Source organism: Streptomyces sp. NPDC056479, from assembly GCF_042795335.1.
Taxonomy (GTDB): domain Bacteria; phylum Actinomycetota; class Actinomycetes; order Streptomycetales; family Streptomycetaceae; genus Streptomyces.
On record NZ_JBHTRZ010000003.1, the window covers coordinates 529,894 to 541,797 of the forward strand.

Genomic DNA, 11,904 nt, shown 5'->3' on the forward strand with positions numbered 1-11,904 from the left:
CGGGGGCACACGGAAAGGGGCGGCCCAACCTTTCGGTCGGACCGCCCCTCGCCGAGCGGACTCGGTGGACGCGGACGTGACGCGTCAGACCTTCAGCGTCTTGATCGACGTCGGCGCGTGACCCGGCTCCGTCGCGATCTCCTCGAACTCGACGACGTTGCTGATGTCGTTGGTCGTCGACATGGAGATGTTGGTGACCCGCTCCAGGATGGCCTCGACGACCACCGGGACCTGGAACTCGGCGGCGAGCTTCTTCGCCTGTTCGAAGGCGGCGCCGAGCTCCGCGGGGTCGGTCACCCGGATCGCCTTGCAGCCGAGGCCCTCGGCGACCTTGACGTGGTCGACGCCGTAGACGCCCAGCTCGGGCGAGTTGATGTTCTCGAACTCCAGGTTGACCTGGAAGTCGATCTCGAAGGCCCGCTGCGCCTGACGGATCAGGCCCAGGTAGGAGTTGTTCACCAGGACATGGACGTAGGGGATCCTGTGCTGGGCACCGACCGCCAGCTCCTCGATCATGAACTGGAAGTCGTAGTCGCCGGACAGGGCGACCACCTGTGCCTCCGGGTCGGCCGTCGCCACGCCCAGCGCGGCCGGGATGGTCCAGCCGAGCGGGCCCGCCTGGCCGCAGTTGATCCAGTGCCGCGGCTTGAAGACGTGCAGCATCTGGGCGCCCGCGATCTGCGAGAGGCCGATCGTGGAGACGTACCGGGTCTCCGGTCCGAAGGCCTTGTTCATCTCCTCGTAGACGCGCTGCGGCTTGATCGGGATGTCGTCGAAGTGCGTACGGCGCTGGAGGGTCGCCTTGCGCTCCTGGGCGGTGGCCGCCCACGCCGAGCGGTCGGGTAGCTTACCGGCCGCCTTCAACTCCCGTGCCACCTCGACGAACAGCTGCAGCGCCGCCTTGGCGTCGGACGCGATGCCGTAGTCCGGGGCGAAGATCTTGCCGATCTGGGTGGGCTCGACGTCGACGTGGACGAACTTGCGCCCAGCCGTGTAGACGTCCAGCTTGCCGGTGTGGCGGTTGGCCCAGCGGTTGCCGATGCCGAGGACGAAGTCGGACTCCAGGAAGGTCGCGTTGCCGTAGCGGTGCGAGGTCTGCAGACCCACCATGCCGGCGTTCAGCTCGTGGTCGTCGGGGAGGACGCCCCAGCCCATGAGGGTGGGGACGACCGGAGTGCCCGTCAGCTCCGCGAACTCGACCAGCAGTTCGGCGGCGTCCGCGTTGATGACACCGCCGCCCGCGACGATCAGCGGCCGCTCGGACGCGTTCAGCATCCCGATCGCCTTCTCGATCTGGGCACGGGACGCGGCGGGCTTGTAGACCGGGAGCGGCTCGTAGGTCTCCGGGTCGAACTCGATCTCCGTGAGCTGGACGTCGATCGGCAGGTCGATGAGGACCGGGCCGGGCCGGCCGGAGCGCATCAGGTGGAACGCCTGCTGGAAGACGCCGGGGACCTGCGCGGCCTCCAGGACGGTCACCGCCATCTTGGCGACCGGCTTGGCGATCGAGGCGATGTCGACGGCCTGGAAGTCCTCTTTGTGGATCACGGCGGTCGGGGCCTGGCCGGTGATGCACAGGATCGGGATGGAGTCGCCGATCGCGGAGTACAGGCCGGTGATCATGTCGGTGCCGGCCGGGCCGGACGTACCGATGCAGACGCCGATGTTCCCGGGGTGCGTGCGGGTGTAGCCCTCCGCCATGTGCGAGGCGCCCTCTACATGGCGGGCGAGGGTGTGGTGGATGCCCCCCGAGGCCTTGAGCGCCGCGTAGAAGGGGTTGATCGCCGCGCCCGGCACGCCGAACGCGTTGCTGACACCCTCGCGCTTGAGGATCTCGACTGCCGCTCGGGCAGCGGTCATACGAGCCATTGAGTACTCCTGCTTCGGCTGTCGGATTCGCACTCCCGTCGCGCCCCGCGGGTGAGTCTCTTCCGTATTGTGGAAATTTATTTCTACTATCTGGAAGTAATGTAGGAGGGACCGTGAATGCCGTCAAGAGAGAGACAAGCCAGGGTCTCTTGGAGGACCATGAGGGCCATGTCCGAGAGCGTGTCCGTGCGCTGTCCGGCCTGCCGACGCGAGCACATCTACGCGGCGCCCGCCTATCCCTGCGAGTGCGGGGCGCCCGTGGCGCCGCCCCTGGACCCGCACGGAACGGCGACGGCCGTCGCCCATCGCGCCTGGGACGACGAATGGGTCGGCGTGCGGTGTACGGAGTGCGGTCGCGAGGGCGAGTGGCCCCGTCCGGAGCTGGGCTGCCCCTGCGGGACGGTACTGCTCGTCCCGGTGGCGCGGTCGGCCGCGGACGACGCGGCACAGCCGCAGGCTCCCGCCGCGCGCCGGGTCTTCCAGCCCATCACGATCCGCACCGCCCACGACGCGGTGACGGCGGCGGCCGTCTATCTGCGCTGGCTCGGCTACCGGGACATCCGCCGCGCCGGCCAGCGCCCCACGTCCGGCGTCGGTATCTCCGCCGACGGCCTGCTCGCCCAGGTCGACCCGACCGTGCAGCCGGCCTCGCTGCGGGATGTCGAGTGCCTGTGGCTGACGGCCATGACGGAGTCCGTCCCCTGCGTCTACTTCACCCTGTCCGGGTACTCCCCCGCCGCCCGCGCCCGCGCCGACACCCTGGGCGTCCCGCTCTTCGTCCTCGACCTCACGGGCACGCCCCAGCCGGTCAACACCCTCGCCGACGACCTGGACGCCACGGGCGCCGCGTAATGCGCTTGCCCGGCACGCCGTTCCCTCCCGACACTCGGTGGATGGGCATCCGACCGGCCGGCGCCGACGACCTTCCGGCTCTCCAGGACATCGAACGCGCCGCGGGCGCGCCCTTCCGGGACGTGGGCATGGCGTGGATCGCCGAGGACGAGCCGCCCGCGCTGGAGGTCCTGGAGGGCTATCGCCTGGCGGGCCGCAACTGGGTCGCGGTGGACGACGACGACCGCCCGGTCGCCTATGCGATCTGCGATCCGGTCGACGGCGCCCTCCACGTCGAGCAGGTCTCGGTCCACCCGGACTTCGCCCATCGCCGCATAGGACGCGGTCTCCTCTCATACGCCGCCGACCGCGCTCGTGACGAGGGCCTGACCGGTCTCACCCTGACCACCTTCACCGAGGTCCCCTGGAACGCGCCGTACTACGAGCGGCTCGGCTTCCGCGTACTGGAAGAGGCCGAGCTCACCCCGGGACTGCGGAAGATCCGTGCCCATGAGAGGGAACTCGGCCTCGACAGATGGCCCCGCGTCTGTATGCGCCGTGACTAGGGGCTGTCCGGCGGATCATGCCGGCGTCGCGGGGTCTGGCACGCACTCCCCCAGAGGGGGGACCCCCAGCCGCGTTGTCGTCAGTTGCCGACGTTCCGCGTCGGCGCCCTCCTCCGCCTTGCAGCTGCACGCTCCCCCATGACCCCGCTCGGCTCGGCCAGTCTGTGCTGTTTCCTGCAGCCGGCCCGATCCGCCGGACAGCCCCTAGCCGCCCGTGGCGTACCGCTCCCGCAGTTCGATCTTCCGCACCTTCCCGGACACCGTCATCGGGAAGGAGTCGAGGATCCGCAGCCCGCTCGGGATCTTGTAGTGCGCGAGCCGCCCCTCGCAGAAGGCCCGCAGTTCCTCCAGTGTCGGCGGGTCACCCTGATCGCGCGGGATGACACACGCCAGCACCTCCTCGCCGTACCGCTCGTGCGGCACCCCGACGACCTGGACGTCCGCGATCTTGGGATGGGCGTACAGGAACTCCTCGATCTCGCGCGGGTAGATGTTCTCGCCGCCCCGGATGATCATGTCCTTGATCCGGCCGACGATCTCCACATAGCCGTCGTCACGCATCGTCGCGAGGTCACCGGTGTGCATCCAGCGGCCGGCGTCCACGGCCTCGGCGGTCTTCTCGGGCTCGTTCCAGTAGCCGAGCATCACGCTGTAGCCGCGGGTGCACAGCTCGCCCGCCGCGCCGCGCGGCCGGGTCACGCCGGTCGCCGGGTCGACGATCTTCACCTCGATGTGCGGCAGGACGCGGCCGACCGTGCCGGTGCGGTGCGCCAGGTCGTCGTCCATCCGGGTCTGGAGCGAGACGGGGGACGTCTCGGTCATGCCGTAGCAGATGGAGACCTCCGCCATGTGCATCTCGGCGACCACCCGTTTCATCACCTCGACCGGGCAGGGCGAGCCCGCCATGATGCCGGTGCGCAGGGAGGACAGGTCGTACGACGCGAAGTCGGGGAGGTTCAGCTCCGCGATGAACATGGTCGGCACGCCGTAGAGCGAGGTGCAGCGCTCCTGCTGGACGGCCTCCAGCGTGGCCTTGGGGTCGAAGGAGGGGGCCGGGATCACCATGCAGGCGCCGTGGGAGGTGGCGGCCAGATTGCCCATCACCATGCCGAAGCAGTGGTAGAAGGGCACCGGGATGCAGATCCGGTCCTGCTCGCCGTACGCGATCAACTCCCCGACGAAGTAACCGTTGTTGAGGATGTTGTGGTGCGAGAGGGTGGCCCCCTTGGGGAAACCCGTCGTGCCCGAGGTGTACTGGATGTTGATCGGGTCGTCGCAGGACAGGTCCTCGAACGGGACGGGCACCGCCCGCGCGATCAGCGCCTCCCAGCTCGGGTCCCCGATGAACACGGTCTCCCGCAACCGCGGGCACTTGCCCCGCACTTGCTCCACCATCGCCCGGTAGTCGCTGGTCCTGTGACGGAGGGAGGCGACCAGCAGCGAGATGCCGGCCTGGTTGAGGACGTACTCGACCTCATGGGTGCGGTAGGCCGGATTGATGTTCACCATGATCGCGCCGATGCGCGCGGTGGCGTACTGGACCAGCACCCACTCGGGGCAGTTGACCGCCCAGATGCCGACCCGGTCGCCCTTGGCGACGCCGCTCGCGAGCAGGGCGTACGCCAACTCGTCGACGTCGGCGGCGAACCGGGCGTAGGTCCAGCGCCGTCCCGAGGGCACGTCGACCAGTGCCTCCCGGTCCGGCCAGGCCGCGACGGCCCGGTCCAGGTTGGCCCCGATCGTGTCCCCGAGCAGGACCGTCCCGCTCGTCCCGTGCGTGTACGACGGTTCAGCGGTCACCGGAAGTCCTCCTCGCGGTACTCGGCGTCCGAGCCCGCGGCCGTGGCCTCGCGCAGCTCGATGCGGCGGATCTTGCCGGAGACGGTCTTGGGCAGCGGGGCGAACTCCAGTCGGCGGATGCGCTTGTACGGCGCCAGCACCTCCCGCGAGTGCTCGAAGAGCACCTTGGCCGTGTCGGCGCCGGGCTCCCAGCCCTCCGCCAGCACGACGTACGCCTTCGGCACCGCGAGCCGCAGCTCGTCGGGCGCGGGCACGACGGCCGCCTCGGCCACCGCCTCGTGCTCCAGCAGGGCGCTCTCCAGCTCGAACGGGGAGATCTTGTAGTCGGAGGCCTTGAAGACGTCGTCCGCGCGGCCGACGTAGGTGATGTAGCCGTCGGCGTCCCGGGAGCCGATGTCGCCGGTGCGGTAGTAGCCGCCGGCCATCGCCTCGGCCGTACGGTCGGCGGCGCCGTGGTAGCCGGTCATCACGCCGACGGGGCGCTCGGAGAGGTCCAGTGCGATCTCGCCCTCGTCGGCACCGGGGGCACCGGAGACCGGGTCGAGGAGTTCGACCCGGAAGCCGGGACTGGGGCGGCCCATGGAGCCGGTCTTCAGGGGCTGGCCGGGGCTGTTGGAGACCTGGACGGCGGTCTCGGTCTGTCCGAAGCCGTCGCGGATGGTCACGCCCCAGGCGCGCCGGACCTGTTCGATGACCTCGGGGTTCAGGGGTTCACCCGCCGCCACGACCTCGCGGGGCCGGGTCCGCAATGCGCTCAGGTCGGCCTGGATGAGCATGCGCCACACGGTCGGCGGGGCGCAGAAGGTGGTGACGCCCGCGCGGTCCATCTCGGCCATCAGGCGGGCCGCGTCGAAGCGTGTGTAGTTGTGGATGAAGACGGTCGCCTCGGCGTTCCACGGCGCGAAGAGGTTGGACCAGGCGTGCTTGGCCCAGCCGGGCGAGGAGATGTTCAGATGCACGTCGCCGGGCTTGAGGCCGATCCAGTACATGGTGGCCAGATGCCCGATCGGGTACGACGTGTGGGTGTGCTCGACCAGCTTGGGGCGGGCGGTGGTGCCGGAGGTGAAGTAGAGCATCAGCGGGTCGTCGGCCGCGGTCGGCCCGTCGGGCGTGAACTCGGCGGAGGCGCCGTACGCGTCCTCGTACGTCTGCCACCCCTCGCGCGCCCCGCCGACGGTGATGCGGGTGTAGCGGCCCGGCACGTCGTCGAACTTGCCGGTGTCCTCGGCCCGCACCAGCACATGCCGGACGCGTCCGCGCTCCACCCGGTCGCGCAGGTCGGCAGGTCCGAGCAGCGGGGTGGCCGGGATGACGACGGCGCGCAGCTTCATGGCGGCGAGGGCGGTCTCCCACAGCTCGGCCTGGTTGCCGAGCATGACGAGGACGCGGTCCTCGGGCCGGACGCCCCGCGCGCGCAGCCAGTTCGCGACGCGATCCGACCGCTCGGCCATCTCGGCGAAGGACAGCCGGACCTCGTCGCCGTCCTCCTCGACGATGTGCAGCGCGGTGCGGTCGTTCCCGGCCGCGACGACGTCGAACCAGTCGAGCGCCCAGTTGAAGCGCTCGGGCCGGGGCCAGGCGAAGCCCTCGTACGCGGTGGCGTAGTCCTCGCGATGTTGCAGCAGGAAGTCCCGCGCACTGCGGAACAACTCCGTCCCCGTCGTCATCTGTCCTCCTAGGTACCGGACCTTGCCGGGCGGCTCTCTGTCATCGTGTAATCCGTGACGTGGGTCTCACTACCCCCGAACGGGGGTGTGCGCTCCACAAACGCCGCAGTGAAAGGGCGAGTACGTGGCAGTGGACGCGGCCGTATCGGTGGAGATAGGAGGCGCGCTGGTGCGCCTGCGCCGCGCGACGGGACTCCCCGTGGCCTTCGGCGGCCTGGTGGAGCCCGGCCACCGGCGGATACGCATCAGCGAACTGAACGGCACGGCCACCGACTCCCTGCGCAGACTCGCGGTCACCGCAGGCAACGGTCTCGGCGGCAAGGCCGTCGCCCTCGCCCGCCCCTGCGCGGTCACGGACTACTCCGCCTCACGGCAGATCACCCACGAGTACGACGCCGCCGTCGCGATGGAGGGGCTGTGCTCGGTGCTCGCGGTCCCGGTCGTCGTACGGCGCCGGGTGCGCGGTGTCCTGTACGGCGCCCTGCGCACGGCCCAGCCGCTGGGCGACCGCACGCTGACGGCGGCGGTGGAGGCCGCGCGGGACGTGGAACAGGCGCTGGTGGTGCGGGAGGAGGTGCGGGGGCTGCTGGAGGCGTCCCGGCCGCCGGCGGCGCCGCCCGACCGGGGTGCCGCGTGGGAGCAGGTCCGCGAGGCCCACGCGGCGCTGCGTGCCCTGGCCCCGCGCATCGGTGACCCCGCCGTCCGGGCGGAGCTGCTGGATGCCTGTGGCCTGCTGACGGAGGGGCCCACGGGGCACGGCGTGCAGCTGGCCCCGCGCGAACTGGACGTGCTGGCCTGCGTGGCCGCCGGCGCGACGAACGCGGTCGCGGCCGAGCGGCTGGGGCTGCGTGCGGAGACGGTCAAGGGCTATCTGCGGTCGGCCATGCGGAAGCTGGGCGCCCACACGCGCGGTGAGGCGGTGGCGGCGGCGCGTGGGGCGGGGGTGCTGCCCTAGGGCTGCCGTCGGGCTCCCGTGGAAGTGCCGTGGAACTGCCGCCTTTGAGCAGCGGATCGCGGCAGTGGTCCAGCCCACCCCGACAACCCCTCATTCATTCATCCGTGCTTTGAATTTCCCCATGCTGCCGCGCTGTTATTTCCCTCACGACGCGCTCGGTCCGAATTTCAAAGAACTGTTGCCTAATATTGGCCCGGACACGACACACGGAGGGGAGCGGTGACCGTGCGACGGGACTTCAAGGAGCCTGCCAGATGCCGCCCCGACCAGGTCATCGGCAGGGAGGAGCTGTTCACCGCCGCGCGTGAGCAGCTCGGGCGGGGCGGCAGCGTGCTGCTTCACGGACCTGCCGGAATTGGGAAGTCGACGGTCCTGCGGGCATTGGCCGGTGAATACGGCGGGGCGGCGCGCACCGTGTTGCGCTGCTCGCCCACGGAGTCGGAATCCCATCTTCCCTTCCTGGCCCTGGCCGACCTCCTCGGTCTGGTCCTGGACGAGGTCTCCGACCGGCTCCCCGCCGCCCAGCTCACCGCCCTGGAGTCGGCACTCACCGGCCGGGGCGAGTCCACCCTCCAACGCGACGGCCTCGCCCTGCGCCTGGCCGTGCTGTCCGCCCTGCGCGCCCTCGCCGACAGCGGCCCCGTGCTCGTCGTCGCCGACGACCTCCAGTGGCTGGATCCGGCCAGCGCCGAACTGCTCGGCTTCGCCGCCCGCCGCCTGGGCGACACCCCGGTGCGGATGCTGTGCGCGGTGCGGACCGAGGGCGAGGAGTACGACCGCCATCTACGCGCGTCCCCGCCGGACACCCTCGCCGTACGGCTGGGCCCGCTCTCCCGCGCCCAGATGTCCGCCCTGCTCGACCACCGCGGGTACACCGGACTGCCCCGCTCCACGGTCCGGGACATCCACCGCACCAGCGGCGGCAACGCCCTGTTCGCCCTCGAACTGGGCCGCGCTCTCGCCGAGAACGCCACCCCGCCCCGGCCCGGCGAGCCCCTGCCGGTGCCCACCTCGCTGCGCGCCCTGGTGCTCAACCGCCTGGAGATGCTGTCCGAGGAGGCCCGCCGCACCCTCCTCGTCGCCAGCGCCGGCGCCCGCCCCACGCTGGCCCTGCTGCACGCGGCCGGCCGGGACAACGCCGAGGCCGAGACCGCCCAGGCGGCCGAACTGGGGCTGCTGGCGACCGAACCCGAAGGTCCCGCCGTACGGTTCGCGCACCCGATGATCTCCGCCGCGCTGTACGCGGAGGCGCCCGCGCAGGAGCGCCGGGCCGCGCACGCCGCGCTGTCCACGGCCGCCTCCGATCCCATCGAACGCGCCCGGCACCTGGCGCTCGCGACCACCGGCACCGACCCGGAGGTCGCCGCCCGTCTCGCCGGGGCCGCGACCCTGGCCCGGGACCGGGGAGCGCCCTCGGTGGCCGCGCAGCTCTCCCTGCTCGCCGCCCGGCACACCCCCGCGGTCGGCACGCCGAGCCCGGACGTCCTGCGGCTGGCGGCCGCCGAGGACGCGATCACCGCCGGCGAGCTGGACCTCGCCCGGGACATCGCCCGTGAGGTGCTCGCGCGCACGGCCGTGCCCGCCGAGCGGGTGCGGGCCTGGATCGCGGTGATCGAGACGGCGGGCCACGCCATGACGGAGGTCGACTCGATCTTCCCGCAGGCCCTCGCCGACGCGGGCGACGACCCCGAGCTGCTCGCCCTGGTCCACTACCAACTCACCTGGCGCGCCCTGCTCGTGGAGGGCGACTTCGACGAGGCCCGGCGGGAGGCCGGGTACGCGGCGGAGCTTGCCGCGCGGGCCGGCGACCGGTACACCGAGCTGATGGCGCTGGCCTTCCAGGCGCAGATCGAGACCCTCATGGGGCACCCGGACGCCCCCGCGACCATCCGGCGCGCGCTGGAGGAGCCCCAGGACCCGCGGGTGGCGTGCCATCACAACGGGGCCGGCTACTCCCGCTTCCGCTGGCTGATCATGAGCGACCAGCTCCCCGAGGCGCGCGCCGCGGTGACCGCGCTGCTGCGCGAGGTGCGCCGGCACGGGTGGGTCGAGAGCGAGGTGCACTTCCTGCGCGGGGTCGCCGAGACCGAGCTGCACTCCGGCCACTGCGGGCGCGCCCTGGACCTCGCCCGCGAGAGCCTGCGCCTCGCCCGCGACACCGGCATCGGCGAGGTGGCCTCCGCCGTGCTGACCTCGCTCGCGGAGGCCGCGGGCGGGGAGGTGGACCGGGCGCTGGCGCTGGCCCGGGAAGCGGTGGAGCACGCCGAGGAGGTCGGCGACCAGATGTATGTCTCCCGCGCCCTGGCCGCGCTCGGCCACGCCCAGCTGGTGGCCGGGGACACGGAGGCGGCGGTGCGTTCACTGCGCCGGGTGCGCGAGGTGGAGCAGAGCCTCGGCATCACCGATCCGGCGCGCGGCCGCTGGCACGGCGACCTCGCCGAGGCCCTGGTGCGCTGCGGAGAGTTGACGGAGGCGCAGGACGTCATCGACGTCACGCGCGAACTGGCGCAGCGGCTTGACCGGGAGAGCGTGCTGGCCGTGCTGGACCGGGCCGAGGCGCTGGTCCGCGCGGCACACGGCGAACAGGACGCCGCCCTCGCCCAGTTGACGTCGGCGCAGGACCGGCTCGCCAAGCTGGGCTACGGCCTGGAGGAGGCGCGGGCGGCGTTCGCGCTGGCCCGGCTGCGCACCTCGGGCTCGGGCCCGGCGTCGTACGACGAGGCGGCCCGGCTCTTCCGCCGTTGCCGGGCGCTGCCCTGGCTGCGGCGGGTCGAGGCGGCGACCGCCGCGCGTCCCGCGGAGGCGGCCCCCGCCCCCGCCGCCACCCCGGACGGGCTGGACGGGCTGGACGGGCTCGCCTCGATGGAGCGTCAGGTAGCCGCGCTGGTCATGGAGGGGGCGACCAACCGGGAGATCGCCGCGCGCCTGTTCATCAGCGTCAAGACGGTCGAGGCGACTCTGACCCGCGTGTACCGCAAGCTCGGGATCCGATCGCGGGTCGACATCGTCAGACTGGCAGCGGGGCGCCGCACGACGTGAGTTCACCCGTCCTTGTCGGTGCGCGCAGGTTTGGCGATACCCGACCGAGGGTTTTCCCTGCCCAACTCCCTTAGGGGGTTCCCTCATTGGGAAGGGGAACTTCCGGGACCTACCTTATGGATGTGCCGCTCGCCGGGCACACGGGGGTCGGTCCCGCGACCCCCGTGCACACCCCCCACACCCGCGCGACCCCCCACCGGCAATCCCCAATGAGGAGTCTCATGTTCGGGCTCACCCGTGCCAGAAAGACCGCCGCCGTGGCGGCCACGGTCGCCGCCGCCGCGGCGGCTCTGCTCAGCGCCCCCACCGCTGAGGCCGCCGACTCGCGCATCGTGGGCGGTTCGACGACCACGACGACCGCGTACCCGTTCATGATGCAGATCACCGACGCCTCGCAGAACCAGTTCTGCGGCGGCACGCTGGTCTCCGCCACCAAGGTCGTCACCGCGGCCCACTGCATGGTCGGCGAGAGCACGTCCAGCGTCCGCGTCGTCGGCGGCCGCACCTACCTCAACGGCACCAACGGCACGGTCAGCCGGGTCAGCGACATCTGGATCCACCCGGACTACCAGGACGTCACCGAGGGCAACGACGTCGCCGTGCTGACCCTGTCCACGTCGATGTCGTACACCCCGGCCTCGTACGTCGACTCCTCGGACACGGGCGTGTACGCCGCGGGCACCACCGCCCGCATCCTCGGCTGGGGCACCACCTCCTCCAACGGCAGCTCCTCCAACCAGCTGCGCACGGCGACCGTCCCGACCGTGTCCAACTCCAGCTGTTCCAGCTCCTACGGTTCGGACTTCATCGCGTCCGACATGGTCTGCGCCGGAAAAACCTCCGGTGGCGTCGACACCTGCCAGGGCGACAGCGGCGGTCCCCTGCTCATCGGGGGCGTCCTGGCAGGCATCACTTCCTGGGGCGAGGGGTGCGCCCAGGCCGGTTACCCGGGTGTCTACACCCGGCTGACCACGTTCTCGGACGAGGTGACCGAGCAGGTCGAGTCCTGACCGGGAACGTCGTCCAGAAGGTCTCCCGAGCACACCTCGGGTGAGAGACCAGGGGGCGGGGGGGGGGGGGGGGGGGGGGGGGGACCCCCCCCCCCCCCCCCCCCCCCCTCCCCCCCCCCCCCCCCCCCCACACACCCCCCCCCCCCCCCCCCCCTTCTTTCCCCCCC

The 11,904-nt window shown here is 71.8% G+C and carries 8 protein-coding genes; 5 read left to right on the forward strand and 3 right to left on the reverse strand.

Annotated elements, in window-relative coordinates:
- Positions 1–84: 84 nt before the first annotated feature.
- On the reverse strand, positions 85–1,869 hold the full coding sequence (gene gcl / locus ACFQ6S_RS13940) for a glyoxylate carboligase (protein WP_383407787.1): 1,785 nt from the start codon (positions 1,867–1,869) through the stop codon (positions 85–87).
- A 159-nt stretch (positions 1,870–2,028) separates the two neighbouring features.
- Here gcl and ACFQ6S_RS13945 point away from each other — a divergent pair, with 159 nt between their 5' ends.
- Both ACFQ6S_RS13945 and ACFQ6S_RS13950 read left to right on the forward strand, forming a co-directional pair.
- The gene (locus tag ACFQ6S_RS13945; protein WP_383407790.1) at positions 2,029–2,721 is read left to right on the forward strand and encodes a hypothetical protein; all 693 of its coding nucleotides are present in this window, start codon (positions 2,029–2,031) and stop codon (positions 2,719–2,721) included.
- A gap of 41 nt (positions 2,722–2,762) precedes the next feature.
- Positions 2,763–3,266: a GNAT family N-acetyltransferase gene (locus ACFQ6S_RS13950; protein WP_383407792.1), complete on the forward strand. Its 504-nt coding sequence runs from the start codon at positions 2,763–2,765 to the stop codon at positions 3,264–3,266.
- 204 nt (positions 3,267–3,470) lie between these two features.
- On the opposite strand, the gene ACFQ6S_RS13955 is transcribed toward ACFQ6S_RS13950, so the two are convergent.
- Positions 3,471–5,066 (reverse strand): AMP-binding protein, encoded by a 1,596-nt coding sequence (locus tag ACFQ6S_RS13955; RefSeq protein ID WP_383407795.1) that lies wholly within the window; start codon positions 5,064–5,066, stop codon positions 3,471–3,473.
- The gene (locus ACFQ6S_RS13960) at positions 5,063–6,733 is read right to left on the reverse strand and encodes an AMP-binding protein (protein WP_383407798.1); all 1,671 of its coding nucleotides are present in this window, start codon (positions 6,731–6,733) and stop codon (positions 5,063–5,065) included. Before ACFQ6S_RS13960 ends, ACFQ6S_RS13955 begins: the two co-directional genes overlap by 4 nt.
- Before the next feature lie 124 nt (positions 6,734–6,857).
- Here ACFQ6S_RS13960 and ACFQ6S_RS13965 point away from each other — a divergent pair, with 124 nt between their 5' ends.
- From ACFQ6S_RS13965 to ACFQ6S_RS13975, 3 genes are all read left to right on the forward strand, one after another.
- Positions 6,858–7,688, forward strand: coding sequence for a LuxR C-terminal-related transcriptional regulator (locus tag ACFQ6S_RS13965; protein ID WP_383407801.1), 831 nt, complete (start codon positions 6,858–6,860; stop codon positions 7,686–7,688).
- A gap of 219 nt (positions 7,689–7,907) precedes the next feature.
- A complete protein-coding gene (locus ACFQ6S_RS13970) occupies positions 7,908–10,727 on the forward strand; it encodes an AAA family ATPase (RefSeq protein WP_383407803.1) in 2,820 nt (939 codons plus the stop codon).
- A gap of 221 nt (positions 10,728–10,948) precedes the next feature.
- A complete protein-coding gene (locus tag ACFQ6S_RS13975) occupies positions 10,949–11,737 on the forward strand; it encodes a S1 family peptidase (protein WP_383407806.1) in 789 nt (262 codons plus the stop codon).
- Positions 11,738–11,904: the final 167 nt, after the last annotated feature.

Bases quoted from the DNA above. Each gene is read 5' to 3' on its own strand.
- ACFQ6S_RS13950 (WP_383407792.1), top strand. From the start codon at position 2,763: ATGGGCATCCGACCGGCCGGCGCCGACGACCTTCCGGCTCTCCAGGAC.
- ACFQ6S_RS13975 (WP_383407806.1), top strand. From the start codon at position 10,949: ATGTTCGGGCTCACCCGTGCCAGAAAGACCGCCGCCGTGGCGGCCACG.
- ACFQ6S_RS13960 (WP_383407798.1), bottom strand. From the start codon at position 6,733: ATGACGACGGGGACGGAGTTGTTCCGCAGTGCGCGGGACTTCCTGCTG.
- ACFQ6S_RS13945 (WP_383407790.1), top strand. From the start codon at position 2,029: ATGAGGGCCATGTCCGAGAGCGTGTCCGTGCGCTGTCCGGCCTGCCGA.
- gcl (WP_383407787.1), bottom strand. From the start codon at position 1,869: ATGGCTCGTATGACCGCTGCCCGAGCGGCAGTCGAGATCCTCAAGCGC.